Genomic DNA, 23,812 nt, shown 5'->3' on the forward strand with positions numbered 1-23,812 from the left:
TCGCGATTCGGGCGGCGCGGTATGTCAGGTAAACCGCCGTGATGCCATCGCGAGCAAGCCCGCTCCCACAAAAGCCGATTTGTAGTTACAGACCAAGGAAGACCCCATGCGCACGATTCTTTTCAGCAGCCAGACCTACGACCGCGACAGTTTCATCGCGGCCGCACAAGACGACGGTAACGAGCTGCATTTCCAGCCCGCGCGCCTGACCCTGGACACCGTAGCACTGGCTCATGACTACGAAGTGATCTGTCCGTTTATCAACGACGACCTCAGCGCCCCGGTACTGGAGCAACTGGCTGCTGGCCGCACCCGCCTGATCGCCCTGCGCTCGGCCGGCTACAACCATGTGGATCTGCCCGCCGCCAAACGCCTGGGCCTGAGTGTGGTGCGCGTACCCGCGTACTCCCCCCACGCCGTCGCCGAACATGCCGTGGCCCTTATCCTGGCGCTCAACCGCCGCTTGCACCGCGCCTACAACCGCACCCGCGAAGGCGACTTCACTCTGCACGGGCTGACCGGTTTCGATCTGGTGGGCAAGACCGTGGGCGTGGTGGGCACCGGCCAGATCGGCGCCACGTTCGGCAAGATCATGGCCGGTTTTGGCTGCAAGCTGCTGTGCTTCGACCCTTATCCAAACGCCGAACTGCTGGCGCTGGGCGCTCGCTACGTCAGCCTGCCCGAACTGCTGGCCGGTTCGCATATCATTTCCCTGCACTGCCCGTTGACCGCAGACAACAAGCACCTGATCAACGCCACCAGCCTGGCCACCCTCATGCACGGTGCCATGCTGATCAACACCGGACGGGGGGCGCTGGTCGACACGCCGGCGCTGATTGAGGCGCTGAAAAGTGGCCAATTGGGATATCTTGGGCTGGATGTGTACGAAGAAGAGGCCCAACTGTTCTTCGAGGACCGCTCCGACCTGCCCTTGCAGGATGACGTGCTGGCCCGGCTGCTGACCTTCCCCAATGTGATCATCACGGCCCATCAGGCGTTTCTGACCCGCGAGGCGCTGAATGCAATTGCCAGCACGACCTTGAGCAATATCGCAGCCTGGAGAAACGGTACGGCGCAAAACCTGATCGAAGGTTGAGTCTGGACTTTGATGCCTGCGTGCTAGCATAGCGACTTACTTGGAGGACCCATGGTCGAACACGATTTCCGCTACAGCCTGCTTAACCCGCAGCACACCCTGATTGAATGCCGCGCTCTGGCGCCGGGCCTGTATCAAGTCACCGGCAACGGCGGCTCGATTCAAGCCGGTGATGTGCTGATTGTGTCCCTCAAGGGCAGCAAGACCTTGTCCATGCGTTTGAGCGTCGACAAGGTGCGCCACCTGATCAACCCGCGTGGCCAGTGGGTTGCCGTCACCAAAGGGCCGGTGTTCGGCGAATTGGCGATTCATGAATGGCAGGTCAACTGCGATGCTTGCGCCAAAGAGCTGAAGTTCGAGTTCGCAGTCGACGCCAAACTCGGCACCAAGGCGCAAAAGCCCGCAGCCACGGCGCGGATTGCCGAGCTGGGCTGGAGCACTGAAGGCAGCAAGCACCTGTGCCCGCAATGCCAAAAGGCCGCGCAATGAAACGCTTGATCCTGCTGGCCGTGCTGGGCGCAAGCCTGACGGGGTGTGCGGGTGATCCGGTGAAGTTGCAGCAAAACCACACCTACGTGCTGGAGTGGATCGGCGAACGACCGCTGATCGACAACAGCCACCTGACCGTCACCCTGGACGATGCTGGTCGGGCCTATGGCAGTGGCGGTTGCAACCATTGGTTCGCACCTTACACCCTCGACGGCGACAAGCTGACCTTTGGTGGCGTAGGCAGCACCCGCAAGGCCTGTGCGCCGGCGTTGATGGAGCAGGAGCAGCGATTCTTCGAGGCCTTGCAGACCGTACAGCGCTGGGACATATCGCCGATCGAGCAGGTGCGATTCTGGCCTGAACAGGGCAAGCCGCTGCGGCTTTGGCCTGAAGAAGGCTGATACCGCGGCGCTTGAATCACGAGCAAGCCCGCTCCCACAGACTGGTGCCAGCCTGTGGGAGCGGGTTTGTTCGCGATGGCTTCGACTCAGGCCCCTCTCAATTCCTTGATCTTCGCCAACACACCGGCCGCGGTCTGCTCGCCCATCAACGTTGCCCGCACCTTGCCTTTCTCATCCAGGATATAAGTCACCGGCAAGGCTTCGCTGCGTGGCAAATCGAACACCTCCGCCGGATCCTGCGCCAGCACGGTAAAGGTGATGCCCAGCGCGGTACTCGCGTCGCTCAGCTCCTTGCCCTGCAAACCATCGTAGTTGACCCCGAACACTCCCACCGACTGCCCCTGCAGCTGTTTTTCCAGCGAGTTGAGTTCAGGAATCTCGATACGACACGGGCCACACCACTCGGCCCAGTAGTTGATGACCTTCCATTGCTTGTCCAGACGCTCCGAGGCGATCTTCTGTCCGTGCTGATCGACCCCATAATCATTTCCGCAGCCGGCCAGCAATAATGTGGCGCAGACGGTAACTGCTGCCATGAGTCGCTTAAACATGCGTTGATCCTTCCCGGTAAATACATACAAAAATACATCAGCGAGCGGCCATTTACCGCATACGGTTCAGGCGCGCCCGTCAGGCAGGTAGAATAGCCGCCACCTTACGCAAGATGCGACCCGCACATGACCGATCTGACGCTTTATCACAACCCGCGCTGCTCGAAATCCCGCGGTGCGCTCGAACTCCTCGAAGCCCGCGGCCTGACCCCTACCGTGGTGCGCTACCTCGAAACGCCGCTGAGCGCCGCCCAACTGCGCGACCTGCTGGCCAAGCTGAACATCAGCGCACGGCAATTGCTGCGCAGCGGCGAAGACGAGTACAAGGCCCTCAACCTGGCAGACAGCGGTCTCACTGACGCGCAACTGATCGACGCCATGGCTGCACATCCCAAGTTGATCGAGCGGCCGATCCTGGTCGCAGGCGACAAAGCCGTGATTGGTCGCCCACCGGAAAAAGTCCTGGAGATCCTGTCGTGAGTGCGCCTTATATTCTGGTTCTGTTCTACAGCCGCAACGGTTCGACCAGCGAAATGGCCCGGCAAATTGCCCGTGGCATCGAACAGGGCGGCCTCGAGGCGCGCCTGCGCACAGTGCCGGCCATTTCTGCCGAATGTGAAGCCGTGGCCCCTGCCATTCCGGACGAAGGCGCGATGTACGCCAGCCTCGACGACCTGAAAAACTGCTCGGGGCTGGCCCTGGGCAGCCCGACGCGTTTCGGCAACATGGCCGCACCGCTCAAGTACTTCCTGGATGGCACCAGCAACCTGTGGCTGACCGGCGCGCTGGTGGGCAAGCCGGCCGGTGTGTTCACCTCCACTGCCAGCCTGCATGGCGGCCAGGAAAGTACCTTGCTGTCGATGCTGCTGCCACTGATGCACCACGGCATGCTGGTCACCGGCCTGCCCTACAGCGAATCGGCCCTGCTGCACACCACGGCAGGCGGAACGCCCTATGGCCCGAGCCATCACGCAGGTGCCGACGGCAAACGCGGGCTGGACGAGAACGAAATCGCCCTGTGCCGGGCCTTGGGTCAGCGTTTGGCCACCATTGCCCGCAAACTGGAGAGCAACCGTGGCTAAAAAGCCAAAAGTGCTGCCGCCCATCGAGTGGCTGCAGCCGCGGGTAAGGCTGATGCGGGTAGTGAGCCTGGCGTGCTTCTTTGGCCTGATCGCCCTGCTGTGTGTTTATTACCTGATGTTTGCCAACCTGCACGGCGCGCGCCCGTGGGTGATCCTGCTGATCGAGCTGGTGCCCTTGATGTTTGTGGTACCCGGTATGCTGATGGGCAGCCCCCGTGGGCACTCGTTCACCTGCTATGTGGTCAACCTGTACCTGATCAAGGGCGCGCTGGCGGCATTCGACCCGAACCGCCAGGTGTTCGGCCTGCTGGAGATCGCCGCCAGCGTGGCGGTATTTGTCAGTGCATTGCTGTTTGTGCGCTGGCGCTACCAGCTGGATCGACGCCTGAGCGGCGAGTGATGCAGCTGTTGTGGGAGCGGGCTTGCTCGCGAACGGCCTTCGCGAGCAGGCTCGCTCCCACAATTGAAGTTGCTCGGCGGCTTAGTGATTCACCGTAAACGCCAGCATCTGTGACAGCTGGCACATCGGCCGGCCACTTTCGGCGTGCCACTGGTTGAAGGCGTTCTGCACAATCGCCAGGTCACGCAGGCTGGTGGGTGCCTTGTCCACCAGCTTCTGCGCGTTCAGCGCGGCCACCACGTCATAACTTGGCACAAAGGTGTCCTTGCCAACCATGCGTAAAAAGCGTGGAGCCGACAAACCACCCAACTGATGCCCATGCTTGGCCAGGTACTTCCACAAACCGACGATATCAGTCACTGGCCACTGGGCGATAAACGCGCCAAAACTGCCGTACTCGTGGGCAATGTCGAGCACCATCTGGGCATTGCGTGGCACGCTTTTAAGCTTGCCCAGATGGCGAATGATCCGCGCATCCTGCATCAACCGCTCCAGATGCTCGGCGCCCATCAGCACGACTTTCTCCGGGTCGAAACCGAAAAAAACCTCTTCAAATACCGGCCACTTGGCATCAACCACACTGTGTTTGAGCCCGGCACGGAACACCCGCAGGGCCAGGGTCGACAGGTAGCGATCATCGCTGATATGGCGCAACTGCTCCGCAGTTCTCGGGACAGGCAATTGGGCTTCAAGTGCGGCTGACGAACCAAAGCGGTTCAGACAGTATTCGTGCAGCCATTTGTAGTCGCGCATGCCCTCTCCTCTCGGCAATTTACAGATTGAGCAGGTTGACGAAACGCGGCGTTGCGCTTTCGTCGATCTTCAGGCTCGCGAAATCAAACAGGTTACGGTCCGCCAACTGAGACGGGATCACGTTCTGCAGGCTGCGAAAGATACTCTCGGTGCGGCCCGGCGTCTTGCGGTCCCACTCCTGGAGCATGTCCTTGACCACCTGGCGCTGCAGGTTCTCCTGGGAGCCACAGAGGTTGCACGGGATGATCGGGAACTGCTGCCAGTCGGAATAGGCCTGGATATCCTTCTCGTTGCAGTACGCCAGCGGACGAATCACCACATTGCGCCCGTCATCGGAGCGCAGCTTGGGCGGCATCGCCTTGAGGCTGCCATTGAAGAACATGTTGAGGAAGAAGGTTTCGACGATATCATCGCGATGATGCCCAAGTGCCATCTTGGTCGCACCGATTTCATCGGCAAAGGTGTACAGGGTGCCGCGACGCAGGCGCGAACACAGCGAGCAGGTGGTCTTGCCTTCGGGGATCAGCTCCTTGACCACCGAGTAAGTGTCTTTTTCAACGATGTGGTATTCCACACCCAGCGACTTTAGATAAGCCGGCAGCACGTCCTCGGGGAAACCCGGCTGCTTCTGGTCCATGTTCACGGCCACGATCTCGAACTGGATCGGCGCGACTTTCTGCAGGTGCAGCAACACATCAAGCAGGGTGTAGCTGTCCTTGCCGCCCGACAGGCAGACCATCACCTTGTCGCCATGCTCGATCATGTTGAAATCGGCAATTGCCTCACCGGTCAATCGACGCAGGCGTTTCTGGAGTTTGATTTGAGAGACCGAGTGAGTGCCCATAGCGCTTCAATTCCGCGAGTTAAGACCAAAAGCCGGGGATTTTACCGAAAAATACCCGGTCAACGAACCCCTTGCCTGCCTAAAGACGCCAATGCGATAAGACCGCCTCTGACAGCACAATAAGCTCTAAGGAGCCGAGGTTATGGGGCGGCAGGTTTCCTATACTTGTCATCAAGGCCGCACGCCTGTCTGCTTCTCAATACGTTCTGGCTGCGCGACCGGCACGCGTCCCACTGGGGGCGATGCGTCTTATACAGGAGCGACAGCCATGATCCATCACGTTGTGGGCCTTTTCACCCACCCCGATAAAGAGTGGCGCGAAATCCGTGGTGATGCCGAAGAAAGCATCGGCCATATGTATTTCACGCACACGTTAATTCTGGCAGCGATTCCGGCCATTTCTGCATTTATTGGCACTACCCAGGTGGGCTGGGTAATCGGTAACCGCGCGCCGGTGATGCTGACACTGGACAGCGCCCTGTGGATGACCCTGCTGTCCTACGCCGCCATGCTGGTGGGCGTGGCCGTGATGGGCGCATTCATTCACTGGATGGCCCGTACCTACGATGCACAACCCAGCCTGCCGCGATGCGTGGCCTTTGCCACCTACACGGCCACCCCGCTGTTTATCGGCGGGCTGGCGGCGCTGTATCCGCATATGTGGCTGGGCATGATGGTAGGCACCGCTGCCATTTGCTACACGGTGTACCTGCTGTACGTGGGCCTGCCTACCTTTATGAGCATCGACCCGGACGAAGGCTTCCTGTTTTCCAGCTCGGTGCTGGCGGTGGGCCTGGTGGTGCTGGTGGCGATCATGGCCTTCACCGTGATCGTCTGGGGCCTGGGCGTCGGGCCGATCTACACCAACTAGGCCACAACCCGTGGAAGCGAACCTGCTCGTGATTGCTGTTCGCGATCAGGCTCGCTTCCACGGGCTCATGAAGACCATTGGGCGCCAACAGGTTCGCAACCCCAGCGCTTGCGGCATAATCGCCGGCTCTGGAGAACCGAACCGCATGCCCGAGCTGCTCAATACCCGCGTCGAAGACTGTTTCCAACAGGCCGAAGTGTTTTTCAAACGCCCCTTCAAACGCCCCGTCGTCAGTTTCAAACTGCGCGGGCAAAAAGCCGGGGTCGCCCATTTGCATGAAAACCTGCTGCGCTTCAACCCGCAGCTGTACCGTGAAAACAGCGAAGACTTCCTCAAGCAGACCGTCCCCCATGAAGTGGCGCACCTGGTTGCCCATCAACTGTTTGGCGAGCGCATCTCGCCCCACGGCGAAGAATGGCAACTGATCATGCGCGGGGTGTACGAACTGCCGCCCAATCGCTGTCATACCTACGCCATCAAGCGTCGCAGCGCCACCCGCTATATCTACCGTTGCCCCTGCCCTGACAGCGACTTCCCGTTCTCGGCCCAGCGTCACGCTTTGGTCAAACAAGGCCGCGGCTACCTGTGTCGACGCTGCCGCAACCCCCTGGTGTTCAGCGGCCTGACCCGGGTCGAATGAGCAGGCATAAAAAAACCCGTCCGAAGACGGGTTTTTTTATCCACTCAAACTTACTTGAGCAACACCGGGGCCGGGCCTTCAGCCACACCCAGATCATCTTGCGGACGGGTATCCTCCAGCGGACGGCCGCCAGAGTTCAGCTCGGTTTGCAGGGTGTCGGTGTCCAGTTCCTTGACCCACTTGGCCACCACCAGGGTTGCTACCGCGTTACCGATCAGGTTGGTCAGGGCGCGGGCTTCGGACATGAAGCGGTCGATACCCAGGATCAGCGCCAGACCGGCTACCGGCAAGTGCCCTACAGCCGACAGGGTTGCCGCCAGTACGATAAAACCACTACCGGTGACGCCAGCAGCACCTTTGGACGACAGCAACAGCACCAGCAACAGAGTGATCTGATGCGTGATATCCATATGGGTGTCAGTCGCCTGGGCGATAAACACGGCCGCCATGGTCAGGTAGATCGAAGTACCGTCGAGGTTGAATGAGTAACCGGTCGGGATCACCAGACCCACTACCGATTTCTTCGCGCCCAGGCGCTCCATTTTCACCAGCATGCGTGGCAGGGCCGATTCCGACGAGGACGTACCCAGTACGATCAGCAGCTCTTCACGGATGTAGCGGATCAGCTTCAAAACGCTGAAACCGTGAGCGCGGGCAATACCGCCCAGCACGATCAGCACGAACAGCACGCAAGTGATGTAGAAGCAGATCATCAACTGACCCAGCTGAACCAGCGAGCCTACGCCGTAAGCGCCGATGGTGAAGGCCATTGCGCCCAGCGCACCGAGGGGCGCCAGCTTCATGATCATGTTGATGATATTGAACATCACGTGAGCGAAGCGATCGATAAAGTCCAGTACCGGCTTGCCGTAGGCACCCAGGCGATGCAGGGCGAAACCGAAAATCACCGAGAACATCAGCACTTGCAGGATATCGCCATTGGCGAAGGCGCCAACAATGGTCGACGGGATCACGTTGAGGATAAAGCCTACGATGCTCTGGTCTGCACCTGCCGACACGTAACCGGCAATTTTGCTGGCATCCAGGGTCGACACGTCAATATGCATGCCTGCGCCAGGCTGAACCACGTTAACCACGACCAGGCCGATCAACAGCGCGATAGTCGACACGACTTCGAAGTAGAGCAAGGCATAGCCGCCGGTTTTGCCGACCGATTTCATGCTCTGCATGCCGGCAATACCGCTCACCACCGTACAGAAAATAATGGGCGCGATGACCATCTTGATCAGTTTGATAAAGCCATCACCCAACGGCTTGAGGGCAACACCGGTTTCCGGGTAGTAATGGCCCAACAAGATACCGATAGCGATCGCTACGATTACTTGCACATACAGGGATTTGTACAGTGGCTGACGAGTCGTCATTGCAAAGTTCCTCAAGTGCATCACTCAATCATCATTCCGTCTGAGACTGGTGACACCTAAAGCGCGAACCCTCCTGTACTTGGAGGGATTTGTTTTTGGGGCTGCTCTTACGGCAGCCCTCTCGCACTTATTGCAAGCCGTGGGCCACATTGCGCAAATGCCGCGCAATAGCCCATGGCGCCTGAGTTTGAAGGAAAATTCTTATATATTTTGCAGGTCAGGGTTTGGCGGGATTCCGCCCATTGGGCGTGTTGAAACGCAGAAGGTGGCGGATATCCGCCTGAACCCCACGTACTCCCGTAGCAGCTACCAGGGTTCGTCGATTAGCCCGCCGGGAAATAAATCCTGAACGCCGCGCCGCCCAACGATGAATCTTCCAGGGTCAAGGTGGCGTCATAGCTTTCAATGATGTCCTTGACCACTGCCAGGCCAATGCCCTGCCCCGGATGCTGGCGGTCAAGCCGTTCGCCGCGCTGCAGGATGCGCGCACGCTGATCCGGCGGCACTCCAGGACCGTCATCTTCGACGCAGACCTCAATGCCGTGAACGTTACGGTGCAGGCTGATACGTACCTGGCTCAAGCACAGCCTGTAGGCGTTTTCCAGCAAGTTGCCCAGTAATTCCAACAAGGCATTCTGCTCGATCGGCACATGGCTCAGCTCAGGGATGTCATAGCTGACCTTGACCCCCTTGTCGCGATAGACCTTGTCCAGCGTATTGCACAAGCTCTGTACCACCGGCAGCAGTTCGACCTGGTGACGTACCAGGCCACTCTTGCGCAAGCTGGCACGCTGCAACTGATAGCCGATTTGCTGGTTCATGCGCTCGATCTGGCTTTGCAGGACCCAGGCCTGTTCACGGTCAGCCGGGCGCTGGGCCATGCTTTCGCTCACACCCTGCAATACCGCCAGCGGGGTTTTCAGGCTGTGGGCCAGGTCATCAAGAGAATCGCGATAACGTGAGCGCTGTTCGCGCTCGCTTTGCAGCAAGCGGTTCAACGAGCCGGTCAGGCGCAGCAGCTCACGCGGGTGCTGCTCGCTGAGGCTGTCGCGCTCGCCGGTTTCGATTTCATCCAGTTCCTGACTCAAACGTCGCAAGGCACGTAACCCCCACGTCAGACCAATCCATAGCAATGCCAGCAGCACAATCAAAGCTGCGCCGAACCCCAGATAAAGATTTTCCCGCAACCCTTCGAGCGTCAGGTTGTACTCGCGCATCGGCTGCAGGGCGACAAAGCTGAAGGCCGCACTTTTGCCACCGAGCAGTTTGACCTCGACGTCATAGACAAAAAACTCTTCGCCGTTGTCTTCGCGAATGCTCGCAAACTCGTTGCCGCGCCCGTCGTAGCGCGGCCGGTAATTGATGGTTTCTTCCTGAGTGGCCCGCGAGCGCCACACCAGGTGCCCGTCGCGGTCATAGATATAACCCAGCACACGGCTGTCCGGCAGATCGAACTGCTCATCGGGCAGCAACGCCGGCATCTTGAGGCGGTTCTTTTCCATCTTTGCCGCTGAAATCAGCGTGGTGACATCTGACGCCAGGCGCTGCTCTATGGCGTCCTTGAGCGCCAGACTGAACGCTCCCTGCATCGCCGGCAACAGCGCCAGCATAAACAACACGGCCAACAGGGTTGCCGCCAGCATCAATCGAACGCGAAGCGAACGAATCATCGGCAGCGCTCAGTAAACAAGTACCCCAGGCCGCGCACCGTATCGATTGGCTTAAAGCCGTTTGCCCCCTCCAGCTTGCGTCGCAGGCGCCCGACCAGCACCTCGATCACATTCGGATCACGCTCCTCGTCATCCGGGTACAGCTGTTCCATCAGTCGGTCCTTGGCCACCACTTGCTGGTGATGGCGCATCAGGTATTCAAGAATCCGGTATTCATAAGCGGTCAGCGCCAGCGGCTCGCCGTCGAGCACCGCCTGCTTGCGGTTGATGTCCAGCACCAGCGCCCCCGCCACTATCGTCGGCTGGGTAAAGCCACTGGAGCGGCGCAGCAAGGCATTGAGCCGCGCATCCAGCTCTTCGAACTGAAAGGGCTTGACCACATAGTCGTCAGCGCCCGTTGCCAGCCCTTCGACCTTGTCCTGCCAATTGCCACGGGCGGTGAGAATCAGGATCGGAAACGTCTTGCCCCGGGCACGCAACTGGCGAATCAGTTCCAGGCCACCGAGCCCCGGCAAACCCAGGTCAATCATCGCCAGGTCATGATTGAACTGTTCGGTCTGGTACAGCGCCTCTTCGGCATTAGCCACCGCTTCGACCACATGGCCACTTTCTGTCAGACGGGTTTGCAAGTGATGGCGCAGCAACGCCTCATCTTCAACCACCAGCAATTTCATCGCGCTCTCCCAAGCCAATCCGCGTCTCGAAGGACGTGTGTCCCATACAGCCTAGCCACACAGTAAGTTGTGTGCCCTGAACATACTCTGAACAATTGCACAGCCGGGCCAAGCCCCGGCACAATGCCCGGCATGAACCGACTCCCCGCCCTGCCTGCCTGCTGCACGCCATTGCGTGACGACTGGCCCTTGCCAGAGGTCCTGCCCGCCAGTGTGTGGCTGAGCACAGACTTTATCCCGGCACAGCTTGAAGACGACGACTTTGCCCGCAGTGCAATCGATATGCCTGCGAGTATTCAACGCTCAGTGGCCAAACGCCAAGCCGAATTTCTGGCCGGGCGCCTGTGCGCCCGCGCAGCGCTGCGGCAACTGGATGGCACTTGCGTGGCTCCCGGCCTGGGTGAAGACCGCGCGCCCGTGTGGCCAGACCATATCAGCGGCGCCATCACCCACAGTAACGGCCGCGCCGGGGCACTGGTAGCCTTTAAACGTGACTGGCAGGCCCTGGGCATCGACCTGGAAACCCTGCTCAGTCTCGAACGCGCCAGGCGCCTGGCCAAGGAAATCCTTACTCCCGATGAGCTTGTGCGTATGGCCGCCGGGCCTGCAGATCAGATTGCGCTGCTGGTCACCTTGACGTTTTCGGTCAAGGAAAGCCTGTTCAAGGCGCTATACCCGCTGGTGCAAAAACGCTTCTACTTTGAACACGCCGAAGTGTTGAACTGGACCCCCCAAGGGCATGTACGCCTGCGCCTGCTCACCGACTTGTCACCTGAGTGGCAACATGGCAGTGAGCTGGATGCGCAGTTTTGCCTGCTGGACGGGCAACTGCTCAGCGTGGTGGCGATAAAAGCCTGACCCCGTTGCCCTGTGGCCGCGGGATACGCCCGCCATGCTATCGTGCGCGCCCCTGTTCGAACGGTTTGCCACCATGCCTGTGACGTCTCGCGCCCTGCGTCTGGCGCTGTATTGCCTGTTGATCCTGGCCGGAGCCATTCTGGCTGGCGGCTGGGCGATGCGTCAGGCCAAACAGCACGCACTGGAAGAGAGCGCCAGGCGCGGGCCTGAACAATTGAGCCTGTATGCCAATTCGCTGTACACGGTGATCGAACGCTATCGCGCCCTGCCAGCCGTACTGGCACTGGACCCGGAGTTGTCGGACGCACTGGCGCACCCCATGACGCCGCAGGTGCAGGCGCTGCTCAACCGCAAGCTGGAACGTATCAACGGTGCAGCACAATCTTCGACACTGGAGTTGCTCGACAGCACCGGCCTGGCAGTAGCCGCCAGCAACTGGAACACGTCCAATAGTTACGTCGGTCACAACTACGCGTTCCGCCCGTATTTCAGCCAGACACGCAGCCAGGGTACCGGCAGCTTTTATGCCGTGGGCGTAACCAGCGGCATACCGGGTTACTTTATGTCCAGCGCGGTACAGGGTGCTGACGGCCGGTTTCTGGGCGCCATGGTGGTCAAACTGGAGTTTCCGGAACTGGAGCGCGAGTGGAGCCACGGCAGCGACACGCTGCTGGTCAGTGACAACCGGGGCATTGTATTTATTGCCAATCAGCCCGGCTGGCGCTATCGCCACCTGCGCGAGCTGAACGACCGCGACCGCAGCGCCATCAGCGTGACGCGACAATACGACAAGCAGCCGCTAACGCTGATGACCTCGCAGACCTTGCACAGTTTTGGTGAAAACAGCTACCTGAGCCGCGTCAATGGCCCGCAGGGCCAGGCTGACTACCTGTGGGGCTCGCAACCCCTGAACATCGAGGGCTGGACGCTGCACTTGCTGCGTCGCCCGGCAATACCGGCCGAAGACAGCCGCAATGCCGCCCTGGCGGCAATCGGCCTGTGGCTGACGCTAGTATTTCTGGGGCTGTTTTTACTCCAGCGCTGGCGGCTCGCCCGTTTGCGCCAGCGCAATCGGGCAGAACTTGAACAACTGGTCGAGGCCCGTACCCGGGATTTGCGCACCGCCCAGGATGGCCTGGTGCAATCCGCCAAACTGGCGGCGCTGGGGCAAATGTCAGCGGCGCTGGCCCATGAAATCAACCAGCCCCTCACCGCCCAGCGCATGCAGCTGGCGACCTTGCGCCTGTTGCTCGATCACGGTCGTATCGATGACGCCTACAAAGCCCTGGAACCCCTGGAGCAGATGCTCACACGTATGGCCGCCCTCACCGGCCACCTGAAAACCTACGCCAGGCAAAGCCCCAGCGGCCTGCGTGAAAAACTGGATCTGGCTAATGTGGTGGATCAGTCCCTGCAACTGCTGGAGCCGCGCCTGAAGGACGAACAGATCGACTTGCGCGTCAATCTGCAGCGTCCGGCCTGGGTGCGTGGCGACGCAATTCGCCTGGAGCAGGTACTGATCAACCTGCTGCGCAATGCCCTGGACGCCATGGGCGACAAACCGCGTAAACACCTTGAGATCCGTATCGAAGCCGACCAGCAACTGTGGCGCCTGACCGTCACTGACAGCGGCGGCGGAATTGCCGATGAATATTTGGGTAAAATTTTCGACCCGTTCTTCACCACCAAACCCGTGGGCGATGGATTAGGCTTGGGCCTGGCGGTGTCATACGCCATTGTTCATGAAATCGGTGGTCGCCTGACTGCTTGCAATCACCTTGATGGCGCGCAATTCACGCTGACACTGCCCATCGCACAGGAATCTTGAGACATGCTCAACTCGGTGATCGTGGTCGATGATGAGGCCAGTATTCGCAATGCCGTCGAACAGTGGCTGAGCTTGAGCGGCTTTGACGTGCAGCTTTTCAACAACGCCGAAGACTGTCTGCACCGGTTGCCTGCGCATTTTGCCGGAGTGATTGTCAGCGATGTGCGCATGCCGGGCATGGGCGGCCTGGCCCTGCTGACCCGGTTGCAGCAACTGGACGCGGATTTGCCGGTGATCTTGCTGACCGGCCATGGCGATGTACCCATGGCCGTGGAGGCCATGCGTGATGGTGCCTACGACTTTCTGGAAAAGCCCTTCAGCCCCGAAGCCCTGCTCAGCAGCCTGCGCCGCGCGCTGGAAAAGCGCCAACTGGTACTGGAAAACCGCCGCTTGCATGAGCAGGCAGACCTGCGTGAACAGATCGACGGGCGCCTGCTTGGGGTATCGCGCAGCTTGCAGACCTTGCGCCGTCAGGTCCTGGAACTGGCGCCTCTGCCCGTCAATGTGTTGATTCGCGGCGAGACCGGCAGCGGCAAGGAGCTGGTCGCCCGCTGCCTGCATGATTTTGGCCCACGTGCCGACAAGCCCTTTGTGGCCCTCAACTGCTCGGCAATCCCCGAGCAACTGTTTGAAGCCGAATTGTTCGGCCATGAAAGCGGCGCCTTTACCGGCGCCCAGGGCAAGCGTATCGGCAAGCTGGAGTACGCCGATGGTGGCACCTTGTTTCTGGATGAAATCGAAAGCATGCCACTGGCCCAGCAAGCCAAACTGCTGCGAGTGCTGCAGGAGCAAAAACTCGAGCGTCTGGGCTCCAACCAGAGCATCAACGTGAACTTGCGGGTGGTTGCCGCCACCAAACCCGACCTGCTCGACGAAGCCCGCGCCGGACGCTTTCGTGAAGACCTGGCCTATCGCCTGACCGTGGCCGAATTACGCCTGGCGCCGCTGCGTGAGCGGCGCGAGGATATTCCCTTATTGTACGACGCCTTTTCACGCAATGCCGCTGAACGCCTGGGGCGCAGCGCACAAGTGCTGAGCGGCCCGCAGCTGTCGCGTCTGCTCAGCCATGCCTGGCCAGGCAATGTGCGCGAGCTGGCCAACGTAGCCGAGCGGGATGTGCTGGGTTTGGGCGAGCCGCAATTGCCCGACACCGACGCGGGGCAATCACTGGTGGCGCAACAGGAAGCCTTCGAGGCGCAGTGCCTGCGCGCGGCGCTGACCCGGCATAAAGGTGATATCAAGGCAGTGCTCAATGAGCTGCAGCTGCCGCGACGTACCCTGAATGAGAAAATGCAACGCCACGGGTTGGCGCGTGAAGCATTTTTAAGTGCCGAATAAACCACCCCCCTGGCCTTTCGGGAGAGGGCCGCGGGGCTTTTGTTCAGCCCTAGCGCGCCTTGTCCTCACGCCCGCGCAGTACCTGGTCGGGCATCGCCAGCGCCGCCGCCAGCCCCAGCAATGACACTGCCGCACTGATGCTCAACAGATGACGGAAGGTCAGCAGCAGCTCTGCTCTCAGGCTTTGCAGCGCCGGCCCCTGAACCGCGCTCAGACTGTCGAGCAGTACATTGCCCGAGCTGCCTTCGCCAATCAGCGGCTGGCCCATGACCGGTACCGGTAACGAGTCATGCAGCAATGCCAGCAGCAGGGCCGACATCAAGGCCACCCCCATCGCCCCGCCCAGGGCACGAAACAGGTTGGTGGTGCTGGTCGCCACGCCAATATCATGCTGTTGCACCGAGTTCTGCGCGCCCACCAGTGACGTCGGGAACTGCATGCCGGAAGCTATCCCGCTGAACAGCATAAACACCCCGCTCAACAACTCGGCGCCTGGCGGGCTGAATGCCATGCCCAAAATGGACAGGGGCATCAGCGCCGCCCCGCTCAAGATCATCGGTTTGTAGCGCCCGGTTACCGAAGTCATGCGACCGGCAAAATAAGCCCCCATCGGCAACCCGATGGCCAGCGGCAACAGGTGCAGGGCCGCGCTGTCGGCACCGGCGCCAGTGATGCTCTGATAGCGCAGCGGCATCAGCACAATCAGCGAAATAGCCTGAAAACTGGTGAAAAATACCGTGCACCAGCACAGCACTGCATTGCGGTTGGCAAACAGGTGCATGGGCAGCAGCGGCTCTGGCGTGCGCCGTTCATGCCAGACAAACAGCGCCAGGGCGATCAGCGCCACCCCCAGAAAGCCTGCCACCTGCTGGTCACGCCAGCTTTGGCCCTGACCGATAAAGGTGATGCTCAGCAGCAGTGAGGTCAGACCCAGGATCATCAACATAGTGCCCAGGTAGTCAATCACTGGTTTGCGCTGCGGCACCGGCAGGCCGACCAGGGTACGGTGGGAGATCCACCAGGCCGCCAGCCCCAGCGGCAGGTTGATCAGGAATACCCAGCGCCATGACAGGTACTCGGTCATATAACCGCCCAGCACCGGCCCGGCAACGCTGGCCAGGGCATACATGCTGCTGAAGTACCCCTGGTAGCGGCCGCGTTCACGGGGCGGGACGATATCGCCGATGATCGCCTGGCTGACCGAAATCATCCCGCCAGCGCCAATGCCCTGAATGATCCGCGCCAGCACCAACTGCTCCATGTTCTGTGCAAGCCCGCAAAACAGCGAAGCCAGGGTAAACAGGCCCATGCCGAACAGCATCAGGCGGCGGCGCCCGTACAGGTCACCGAGCTTGCCGTAGATCGGCACCGCCACGGTCATGGCCACCATATAGCCGGAAATCACCCACGCCAGCTGGCTGACATCCTTGAACTGGGCGGAAATGGCGGGCATGGAGACGGCGACGATGGTCTGATCCAGCGCCCCCAGAAAAATCGCCAGCATCAGGGCAATCAAAATGCTGCGAATGGCCGGTTTGGCCTGGGGAGGCTGGTTCAGACTGGTCACGTGAACACCTGTAGGCGAAGCTTGTATCGGATGGCCCTCAGTGTACTCGATAGGATCCTATTCGATAGCTTCGTAAGGGAGCCCGACGTAATTTTCTGCAATGCTGGTGCGGCCTGCCTCGGAGTCGACGAAATACGCCAGCTCGCTGTCGGTAATGCGCTGGCTGAAGCCGTCGCTGTCCGGAAAACGGTGCAACATCGAGGTCATCCACCACGAGAAGCGCTCGGCCTTCCAGATGCGCCGCAGGCACACCTCGGAATAGCGCTCCAGCAAGTCGGTGCGGCCCTCGGTGTAGACCTTGCACAACATAGTGAACAGGGTGCTGACATCGCTGGCTGCCAGGTTCAAACCCTTGGCCCCGGTCGGCGGCACGATATGAGCGGCATCCCCCAGCAGAAACAGGCGCCCGTACTGCATCGGCTCAACGACAAAACTGCGTAGCGGCGCGATACTTTTCTCGAGGGAAGGCCCGGTCACCAGGCGTTCGGCCAGGGCCGTGGGCAGGCGGGTTTTCAGCTCGTCCCAGAAGCGCTGGTCGGACCAGTCCTCGACCTTCTCCCCAGCAGGAACCTGCAGGTAATAACGGCTACGGCTGGCCGAGCGCTGACTGCACAGGGCAAAACCGCGCTCGTGGCGGGCATACACCAGTTCGTCATTGACCGGTGGAGTGTCGGCCAATACACCGAGCCAGCCGAAGGGATACACCCGTTCGAAAATTTTCAGTACATCACTCGGAATCGACTGGCGCGCCACCCCGTGAAAACCATCGCAGCCCGCAATGTAATCGCAGTCCAGGCGCCAGCTTTCGCCCTCTTTATCGAAGGTGACATAAGGCGTATCGGTTTTCATATCGTGGGGCTGGACGTTGCTGGCGCTGTAAAGGGTTTGTGCGCCGACGGCCTCGCGAGCGTCCATCAGGTCGCGGGTGACTTCAGTCTGGCCATAGACCATCACGGTCTTGCCGCCGGTCAGGCCCTTGAGGTCGATATGCACCTGGCGATCATCCAGCGCCAGCTCAAAGCCCGCATGCACCAACCCTTCGGCGTCCATGCGCTGGCTGACACCGGCCTGGCGCAACAGGTCGACCATGCCCTGCTCCAGCACCCCGGCGCGAATCCGCCCGAGGACATATTCGCCGGTCTGGCGCTCGATGATGACGTTATCAATCCCGGCGTTGTGCAGCAGTTGGCCAAGCAGCAGCCCTGAAGGACCGGCACCGATAATAGCGACTTGAGTTCTCATTATTGTTGTCTCTCGCAGACCCGACCCCAAGGGGTGAGTAGATTCTTATAGGTTAGTGCCTGTATTTTTCGCTTGCGAGAGCAGCAATTGAAGGTGATAACCCTGGGATTACCGGTACTTTTCGCCAATCAGTGCGATTATCGGCCGACGATACGACAACAGGTACGACGCCAATGATTCCTTCAGTCCCGGTGTTCAAGCTTTATGGCGAGCAGCAAGACCGGCTCGGCCCCGATCTGCTGCACTGCGAAACCATATCGCTGCGCAGCCGCGTCCACGATTGGGAGATCCGCCCGCACAGGCACGCCGACCTGTGCCAGTTGCTCTATGTCCACCAGGGTCGGGCGCAGGTTGAGGTCGAGGGGCAGCGCCATATCCTGGAGCAATCGGCGGTTCAGGTTATCCCGCCTTTGTGCGTGCACGGGTTTGAGTTTTCGCCCAACGTAGAAGGCTTTGTCCTGACCCTGGCCGCGCCGTTGGTGGCGCAGTTGCAAGCCCAGCTGGGCGACAACATCAGCCTGTTGCAGCGGGTCGCCAGTTACCCCGCAGGCAAAGACAGTGATTACCTCAACAACCTGTTCAGTGAGCTGCAAAGCGAATACGACAGCGTACGCCCTGCCCGCGAAATGCTGCTGCAGTCGCTGGTCAGCGTGCTGTTGGTGTGGGTGGCACGCCAGGTGCTCCAGCGGCGTGAGGCGCGACAGTTGCTACCACGGGGGCACGAGTATCTGGGCCTGTTCAATCAACGGGTCGAGGCGCAGTTTCGCCAGCAGCCCAGTGTTGAGCAGTTGGCACATCAGGTGGGCATTTCAGTGGCGCACTTGAACAGCATCTGCCGCGAGCTGGCGGGACAGTCGGCGTTGCAGATCATTCACCAGCGGTTGTTATTGGAGGCCAAGCGTCATTTGATTTATACACCGATGACCATCAGCGAAGTGGCTGATAGCCTGGGTTTTGCAGATCCGGCGTACTTTGCGCGGTTTTTCCGACGCCTGAGTGGGACATCACCCAGTACTTTTCGAACCGGGCGGACTGACATAATCAGCCCGCCCTGACACTCCGGGGCATCCTACCTCAGAGCGCTGAACATGGCATTGCAGTGCGCGCCATTGCAACTGGCGATCAATCCGGCTGCCTGGCGGGTTTGCTCGGCGCGGTAGCAAGCGCTTGCAAACAGGACAGCGGCAGCGAAAACGATAAAAACAGTCATACATGTTGTTTTTGTTTTGGTAGTCATGGCATTGGCTCCCTTGACGTCACAGCTTTGAGGCTAGTTCAGACACAGGTTCTTGCCATGCCAGTTGTACGAGTGGTCGTGCCCGATTTCATCCTTCAAATGGACTAGACATGTAATTCCTGTAGCCGCTGCAGCGAGGGAAAACTGCACTTGTGGGAGCGAGCAGGCTCGTTCCCACAATAGGGCTTGATCTGCAACAGCGTATCTATAGATATTTATCCCACACCGGTTCGTCGGTAAAGCGCTCGGCGAGGAAGTCGAGCATGCTGCGCAGCGTGGCCGGCATATGTTTACGTGAGGCGTACACCGCGTAGATGTTCATCAGGCGCGGTTCTGCTTCGGGCAACAGGCGCACCAGCTCACCGCGCTGTACAAACACCCCGGCCTGATAGCTGGGCAGCAGCGAAATTCCCGCGCCAGCCAGTGTGGCACTCAACAGGGTGCTGGCTTCATTGGCGCTGATATTGCCCTGCACCGGTACCGACACCTCCTCACCCTCGCAGGTGAAATGCCACATGCTCTTGCCGTAGTAGGAATGGGTCAGGCAGTTGTGCCCACTAAGGTCATCGACCTGCTGCGGCGCCGAGTGTTGGCGTAAATAGGCCGGGGATGCGCACAGCACCGAGCGACAAACGGTCAGCTTGCGGGCAATCAGGCTCGGATCCAGGTCATTGCTGGTACGAATTGCCAGGTCGATGCGTTCATCCACCAGGTTCACGGTACGATCGAGCATCTGCAGGTCGATGCTGACCTGGGGGTAAAGCCGTACGTAGTCGGTGACTGCCGCCGCCAATTGCGCCTGGCCGAACGAGGTGCTGACGCTGATCCGCAACAGCCCCCGCGGCGCATCACTGGGCACATCCACCGCGGCCTGCATGTCGTCGGCCAGTTCCAGCAACTGCCGGCAGCGCGGCAGGGTTTCATTGCCCGCTGCCGTCAGACTCAGCTTGCGCGTGGTGCGGTGCATCAGGCGTGCGCCCACCCACTCTTCAAGTTCGGCCAGGTAACGCGACACCACGGGGCGCGACAGATCCAGGTGGTCGGCTGCCGCAGACTGGCTACCGAGGTCGACGACGGTGACAAACACCCGCATTGCAATAAGACGATCCATGATCTGCCCGATATCTGAAACAAACTATGTTCAAGCATCGCATTTTTAGTTCGCGATCGGGCAACTAAGCTCTGTCCATCGCCAACCCTGGCCACTGATTCAGGAATCACCCATGAGCGGATTTTCCACCCTTCGCCGTTTTGCCCTCAGCGCTGCAATGCTGGGTTTTGCAGCCCATGCGGCGGCGGCCCCGGCGCCTTTGACCCTTGACGTGTACAACCCCGGTGCAGCGGCGATTTTCCCGGTTTCTTCGGTGCTGATCAGTGGTGACAAGGACGCCATCCTGGTCGATGCCCAGTTTGGCAAGGCCCAGGCCCGCCAGGTGGTCGACAAGATTCGCGCCAGCGGCAAACACCTGACCACCATCTATATCAGCCACGGCGACCCGGACTACTACTTCGGCCTGGAGACCCTGACCCAGGCGTTCCCGGACGCCAAGGTGGTGGCCCCGGGGCCGGTGGTTGAGCATATCAACCAGACCAAAGACGCCAAGCTGGCGTTCTGGGGCCCGCAGATGGGGGCCGATATGCCGCAACAGTTGATCGTGCCGCAGGTGCTCAAGGGCAACACCCTGGACCTTGAAGGGCGTGAACTGGATATCGTCGGCCTGAGCGGACGTCAACCGGACCGCACCTTTGTATGGATCCCTTCCATCAAGGCGGTGGTGGGCGGAGTGGTAGTGGCCGACAACCTGCACGTATGGATGGCCGACACCCAGACACCGCAATCGCACAAGCAATGGCTGGCCACCCTTAAACGTATCGACAGCCTGCAACCGAAAATCGTGGTACCGGGCCATTACCTGGGTGACAGCGACCGCTCGTTGAAAGCGGTGTACTTCACCCGCGACTACATCAAGGCGTTTGACGAAGAGGCGCTCAAGGCCCGCAACTCGGGCGAATTGATAGCGGCCATGAAAAAACGCTACCCGGACCTGGGCGAAGAATCTTCGCTGGAACTGAGTGCCAAGGTGGCCAAAGGCGAAATGCAGTGGTGAACGCTACTACCTACTCACTGGAGAATATCATGAGCAAAATCGCAATCATCGGGGCTACCGGTCGTGCCGGCAGCCAACTGCTGGAAGAAGCCCTGCGTCGTGGTCACAGCGTCACGGCCATTGCCCGCAATGCCTCGAAAAAACTGGGTGAGCGTGCGGGGGTGGTGGTCAAGGATGTCGATGTCAACAACGCCCAGGCCCTGCAGGACGCCGTTGCTGGCCATGATGTGGTGCTCAGCGCCGCGCATTTCTCGACCCTGCCGGCCTCGGCCATTATCGAGCCGGTAAAAAAAGCCGGGGTCAAACGCCTGCTGTTTGTGGGCGGTGCAGGCTCACTGATGCTGCCGGGTGACACCAAAGTCATCGACAGCCCGGGCTTCCCCGACGAATACCGGCCTGAAGCCACGGCGGGCGGCGTCTACCTCGACACCTTGCGCGGCGAAAAAGACCTGGACTGGAGCTTCCTGTCACCCTCGGCCGAATTTGTCGAAGGCGAACGCACGGGCAAGTTCCGTCTGGGCACCGACCGCCTGCTGATCAACAGCGAAGGCAAAAGCTGGATCAGCTTCGCCGACTTTGCCATCGCCATGCTCGATGAGGTCGAACAGCCCAAGCATTCCCGCCAGCGCTTTACGGTGGGGTATTAAGTTTCAGGGTACGGGGCGATTGCGCCATTTCGCGCTTCGCCCCTTGCCGGTGGACTCAATCAAACCTTCGGATTTCAAAGCGCGTAACACCAGGCGCACCGTGTCTCGGCTCGTACCGGGGCATGCCTGCTCAATCTCGCTGATTGAAAAGGGCAGTGAACGGTTCAGTACGGCTATGCGAACGCGGCTGCTCTTGTTACCGTACTTTTTCTCGATGGTTCCAACCCGCGCTTCAAACTCTTTATAGGCTTTGATCAGCGCGCCCCAAAAGTAATTGAGCCAAGGCCCTGCATCGTGAGTGCCTGAATGCCAATTAACAGAGCTGGCCTCCAGGGTTTCGTAATAGCTCTCCTTGCTGTCTTCAAAAATCCGCTCAAGGCTGATGAAACGGCCTACGACGTAATCAAACTGATAGAGCAGCAAGAGAGTCAGCAGGCGTGCAACGCGACCGTTGCCGTCTGCAAAGGGGTGGATACACAAAAAGTCCAAAACACACAACGGAACCAAAACCAGTGGATCGGCAAGTTTTTGCTGATTTGCGCTGTAATAGCGGCTTAGCAGATCACTCATGGCCATCGGCGTCAGATGAGCGGGAGTGGGTGTGAATCTCACCCTGAGACTACCATCAGGATGACGCTCGATGATGTCGTTGTTGGTTGATTTCCAGCTGCCTCCCTCTTGTGGCAAGTATCGATAAAGAATCGTATGTAACTGGCGTACCGTGCCTTCCGAGAAAGGCATGGCATCGCAGGCTTCGTGTATCAGCGACAGCGCATCCCGATAGCCGGCAACTTCCTGCTCGGAGCGACTTTTAGGCTGGGCATTTTTGATCATCAAGGATTTCAGGCGGCTGGGCGAAACGATTACGCCTTCCAGACGGCTGGATGATTCTGCGGACTCAATTACTGCCTGCTGCTTGAGATCTGCGAGCGCTTCTGCCGATTGGGCGACAAACAGCTTTTGCTTGCCCCTGTACTCGCCCAGCGCCCTCAGGGTTGAAAGCTGCAGGCCGTCAAAGCGAAGTTGGGTTAGATGTTCGACGGTGAGCGAGTGCATAAACGTCCTCAAATAGGGTAATCCAAAGGATTAAATGGGGCTTTATTGACTGTTTTTACCCCATTTACTCAAGAAATACCCCCTTTAAACTGTTACAGCGATTTTTTACGCACCAGGAGAAATGGGCTGTATCGATACAGGGTTAATCCGTGCAGCGCGTCTGCTCCACCAGCCAGTCCAGCAACTCGCGCAACGGCGCCGACGCCTCGTGGCGTGGTGAGCACACCAGCAGGTAGGCGGCGCCGGTACGCACTTTGAAATCGAAAGGCATGGCCAGTCGGCCTGCCTTGAGGTCGTCGCCAATCAATGACCAGTCGCCTATCGCAACACCGTTGCCCTGGGCGGCAACGGTCATGGCCAGGTCCAGGGTGTCGAAGTACTGGCTCTTGCGGATCGCCGACACCTCGCCCCCCGCCGCATTCAGCCACTGGGTCCAGTCCTGCTGGTCTCGGCTGGGATGTAGCAGGGTGTGCTGCGTCAGATCGCCCAGCTGGTTGATGGCATCGCGACCCTCCAGCAGCTGCGGGGCACACACCGGGGTCAGTTGTTCGTCAAACAGGTGCCTGCCCTGTCGCTTGGGCCCTGGCTGCGGGCTGTACACCACTGCCGCATCAAACGCCTCACGGCGAAAATCCACCCCGTGCTGCACACTACTGGTCAGTTCCACCGGCACATCCGGGCGCAATGTTTGCCAATGCAGCAATTTGGGTAGCAACCAGCGCAGCATGCAGGTGGGTGCCTTGATCTGCAGCGGGGTACGGCGAATGCTGGCGTACTCCACGGCCTCGCCAATCAGGTCGAATACCTGTTCGATACGCGGGTACAGCGCCTGGCCCTGCTCGGTCAGGCTCAGGCCACGGGCCTGGCGGTGGAACAGCGGGTAACCCAGATGCTCTTCCAGCCCGGCAATTTGTCGGCTCACCGCCCCTTGGGTGATATGCAACTGTTCGCCGGCACGGGTGAAGTTGCAGCACTGGGCCGTGATCAAAAACGTATGCAGCGCAGGAAGTGGTGGAAGGCGTTTCATCAATGGTCAGCCATGAGTCCAGGACATGGCTAGTATGAGCACGTTTGC

General features: G+C 59.8%; 25 protein-coding genes. 14 read left to right on the forward strand and 11 right to left on the reverse strand.

Translation table 11 applies throughout. From position 1 onward, the window contains the following. Window positions 1–106: 106 nt before the first annotated feature. The 3 genes from ACP7BE_RS09200 to ACP7BE_RS09210 are packed head-to-tail and all read left to right on the forward strand — an operon-like array spanning window position 107 to window position 1,986. Window positions 107–1,096, forward strand: a complete 990-nt coding sequence (locus ACP7BE_RS09200; RefSeq protein WP_095003068.1) for a 2-hydroxyacid dehydrogenase — start codon at window positions 107–109, stop codon at window positions 1,094–1,096. Between the two features lie 51 nt (window positions 1,097–1,147). Beyond that, window positions 1,148–1,585, forward strand: a complete 438-nt coding sequence (locus ACP7BE_RS09205; RefSeq protein WP_095003067.1) for a hypothetical protein — start codon at window positions 1,148–1,150, stop codon at window positions 1,583–1,585. Further along, complete coding sequence (locus ACP7BE_RS09210) at window positions 1,582–1,986, forward strand: META domain-containing protein (RefSeq protein WP_095003066.1); 405 nt, start codon at window positions 1,582–1,584, stop codon at window positions 1,984–1,986. The genes ACP7BE_RS09205 and ACP7BE_RS09210 overlap by 4 nt, the downstream gene beginning before the upstream one ends. Before the next feature lie 86 nt (window positions 1,987–2,072). Here ACP7BE_RS09210 and ACP7BE_RS09215 read toward each other — a convergent pair whose 3' ends face one another. Then, complete coding sequence (locus ACP7BE_RS09215) at window positions 2,073–2,537, reverse strand: TlpA family protein disulfide reductase (protein WP_095003065.1); 465 nt, start codon at window positions 2,535–2,537, stop codon at window positions 2,073–2,075. A gap of 126 nt (window positions 2,538–2,663) precedes the next feature. Between ACP7BE_RS09215 and arsC the strand changes: the two genes are divergently transcribed. The 3 genes from arsC to ACP7BE_RS09230 are packed head-to-tail and all read left to right on the forward strand — an operon-like array spanning window position 2,664 to window position 4,019. Then, the gene (gene arsC / locus ACP7BE_RS09220) at window positions 2,664–3,017 is read left to right on the forward strand and encodes an arsenate reductase (glutaredoxin) (protein ID WP_095019417.1); all 354 of its coding nucleotides are present in this window, start codon (window positions 2,664–2,666) and stop codon (window positions 3,015–3,017) included. After that, window positions 3,014–3,619 carry an NAD(P)H:quinone oxidoreductase gene (wrbA, locus tag ACP7BE_RS09225; protein WP_426105607.1) on the forward strand — a complete coding sequence of 202 codons (606 nt, stop codon included), beginning with the start codon at window positions 3,014–3,016 and terminating at the stop codon, window positions 3,617–3,619. Before arsC ends, wrbA begins: the two co-directional genes overlap by 4 nt. After that, on the forward strand, window positions 3,612–4,019 hold the full coding sequence (locus ACP7BE_RS09230; RefSeq protein ID WP_095003062.1) for a DUF2069 domain-containing protein: 408 nt from the start codon (window positions 3,612–3,614) through the stop codon (window positions 4,017–4,019). The genes wrbA and ACP7BE_RS09230 overlap by 8 nt, the downstream gene beginning before the upstream one ends. A gap of 81 nt (window positions 4,020–4,100) precedes the next feature. On the opposite strand, the gene ACP7BE_RS09235 is transcribed toward ACP7BE_RS09230, so the two are convergent. Together ACP7BE_RS09235 and ttcA are read right to left on the reverse strand one after the other, a co-directional pair. After that, window positions 4,101–4,772, reverse strand: a complete 672-nt coding sequence (locus tag ACP7BE_RS09235) for a DNA-3-methyladenine glycosylase I (protein ID WP_095020929.1) — start codon at window positions 4,770–4,772, stop codon at window positions 4,101–4,103. A 19-nt stretch (window positions 4,773–4,791) separates the two neighbouring features. Further along, entirely contained in the window at window positions 4,792–5,616 is an 825-nt protein-coding gene (ttcA, locus tag ACP7BE_RS09240) for a tRNA 2-thiocytidine(32) synthetase TtcA (protein ID WP_095003060.1), read from the reverse strand. Window positions 5,617–5,884: 268 nt separating this feature from the next. Between ttcA and ACP7BE_RS09245 the strand changes: the two genes are divergently transcribed. Continuing rightward, a complete protein-coding gene (locus tag ACP7BE_RS09245; protein ID WP_095003059.1) occupies window positions 5,885–6,487 on the forward strand; it encodes a Yip1 family protein in 603 nt (200 codons plus the stop codon). A gap of 145 nt (window positions 6,488–6,632) precedes the next feature. After that, window positions 6,633–7,127 carry a SprT family zinc-dependent metalloprotease gene (locus ACP7BE_RS09250; protein ID WP_095019416.1) on the forward strand — a complete coding sequence of 165 codons (495 nt, stop codon included), beginning with the start codon at window positions 6,633–6,635 and terminating at the stop codon, window positions 7,125–7,127. Between the two features lie 50 nt (window positions 7,128–7,177). On the opposite strand, the gene ACP7BE_RS09255 is transcribed toward ACP7BE_RS09250, so the two are convergent. The 3 genes from ACP7BE_RS09255 to ACP7BE_RS09265 all read right to left on the reverse strand — a co-directional run bounded on the left by ACP7BE_RS09255 (window position 7,178) and on the right by ACP7BE_RS09265 (window position 10,856). Beyond that, window positions 7,178–8,512, reverse strand: a complete 1,335-nt coding sequence (locus tag ACP7BE_RS09255) for a dicarboxylate/amino acid:cation symporter (protein WP_095003057.1) — start codon at window positions 8,510–8,512, stop codon at window positions 7,178–7,180. A 323-nt stretch (window positions 8,513–8,835) separates the two neighbouring features. Then, a complete protein-coding gene (locus tag ACP7BE_RS09260) occupies window positions 8,836–10,182 on the reverse strand; it encodes an ATP-binding protein (RefSeq protein WP_426105611.1) in 1,347 nt (448 codons plus the stop codon). After that, window positions 10,179–10,856, reverse strand: coding sequence for a response regulator (locus ACP7BE_RS09265; RefSeq protein WP_426105613.1), 678 nt, complete (start codon window positions 10,854–10,856; stop codon window positions 10,179–10,181). Before ACP7BE_RS09265 ends, ACP7BE_RS09260 begins: the two co-directional genes overlap by 4 nt. 132 nt (window positions 10,857–10,988) lie before the next feature. On the opposite strand from ACP7BE_RS09265, the gene ACP7BE_RS09270 reads away from it, so the two are divergent. From ACP7BE_RS09270 to ACP7BE_RS09280, 3 genes are all read left to right on the forward strand, one after another. After that, a complete protein-coding gene (locus ACP7BE_RS09270) occupies window positions 10,989–11,714 on the forward strand; it encodes a 4'-phosphopantetheinyl transferase family protein (RefSeq protein ID WP_095003055.1) in 726 nt (241 codons plus the stop codon). Between the two features lie 73 nt (window positions 11,715–11,787). Next, complete coding sequence (locus tag ACP7BE_RS09275; protein ID WP_150628978.1) at window positions 11,788–13,542, forward strand: ATP-binding protein; 1,755 nt, start codon at window positions 11,788–11,790, stop codon at window positions 13,540–13,542. Window positions 13,543–13,545: 3 nt separating this feature from the next. Then, on the forward strand, window positions 13,546–14,880 hold the full coding sequence (locus ACP7BE_RS09280; RefSeq protein WP_095019414.1) for a sigma-54-dependent transcriptional regulator: 1,335 nt from the start codon (window positions 13,546–13,548) through the stop codon (window positions 14,878–14,880). Between the two features lie 49 nt (window positions 14,881–14,929). Here ACP7BE_RS09280 and ACP7BE_RS09285 read toward each other — a convergent pair whose 3' ends face one another. Together ACP7BE_RS09285 and pobA are read right to left on the reverse strand one after the other, a co-directional pair. Beyond that, the gene (locus ACP7BE_RS09285) at window positions 14,930–16,447 is read right to left on the reverse strand and encodes an MDR family MFS transporter (RefSeq protein ID WP_095003053.1); all 1,518 of its coding nucleotides are present in this window, start codon (window positions 16,445–16,447) and stop codon (window positions 14,930–14,932) included. Between the two features lie 57 nt (window positions 16,448–16,504). Then, entirely contained in the window at window positions 16,505–17,689 is a 1,185-nt protein-coding gene (gene pobA / locus ACP7BE_RS09290) for a 4-hydroxybenzoate 3-monooxygenase (protein WP_426105617.1), read from the reverse strand. A gap of 173 nt (window positions 17,690–17,862) precedes the next feature. Here pobA and ACP7BE_RS09295 point away from each other — a divergent pair, with 173 nt between their 5' ends. Then, window positions 17,863–18,744 (forward strand): helix-turn-helix domain-containing protein, encoded by an 882-nt coding sequence (locus ACP7BE_RS09295; RefSeq protein WP_095019411.1) that lies wholly within the window; start codon window positions 17,863–17,865, stop codon window positions 18,742–18,744. 387 nt (window positions 18,745–19,131) lie between these two features. Here ACP7BE_RS09295 and ACP7BE_RS09300 read toward each other — a convergent pair whose 3' ends face one another. Next, a complete protein-coding gene (locus tag ACP7BE_RS09300) occupies window positions 19,132–20,037 on the reverse strand; it encodes a LysR family transcriptional regulator (protein ID WP_095003050.1) in 906 nt (301 codons plus the stop codon). Between the two features lie 112 nt (window positions 20,038–20,149). Between ACP7BE_RS09300 and ACP7BE_RS09305 the strand changes: the two genes are divergently transcribed. Beyond that, the gene (locus ACP7BE_RS09305; protein WP_130871929.1) at window positions 20,150–21,034 is read left to right on the forward strand and encodes an MBL fold metallo-hydrolase; all 885 of its coding nucleotides are present in this window, start codon (window positions 20,150–20,152) and stop codon (window positions 21,032–21,034) included. Between the two features lie 29 nt (window positions 21,035–21,063). Then, a complete protein-coding gene (locus tag ACP7BE_RS09310) occupies window positions 21,064–21,681 on the forward strand; it encodes an NAD(P)-dependent oxidoreductase (RefSeq protein WP_095032148.1) in 618 nt (205 codons plus the stop codon). Between the two features lie 3 nt (window positions 21,682–21,684). Here ACP7BE_RS09310 and ACP7BE_RS09315 read toward each other — a convergent pair whose 3' ends face one another. Together ACP7BE_RS09315 and ACP7BE_RS09320 are read right to left on the reverse strand one after the other, a co-directional pair. Beyond that, window positions 21,685–22,737 (reverse strand): Fic family protein, encoded by a 1,053-nt coding sequence (locus ACP7BE_RS09315; RefSeq protein ID WP_095003047.1) that lies wholly within the window; start codon window positions 22,735–22,737, stop codon window positions 21,685–21,687. A gap of 142 nt (window positions 22,738–22,879) precedes the next feature. Next, window positions 22,880–23,764, reverse strand: coding sequence for a LysR substrate-binding domain-containing protein (locus ACP7BE_RS09320; protein ID WP_095003046.1), 885 nt, complete (start codon window positions 23,762–23,764; stop codon window positions 22,880–22,882). Between the last annotated feature and the right edge of the window lie 48 nt (window positions 23,765–23,812).

The sequence above is a fragment of the Pseudomonas sp. TWR1-1-3 genome (assembly GCF_049896805.1).
Lineage (GTDB): Bacteria > Pseudomonadota > Gammaproteobacteria > Pseudomonadales > Pseudomonadaceae > Aquipseudomonas > Aquipseudomonas bubulae.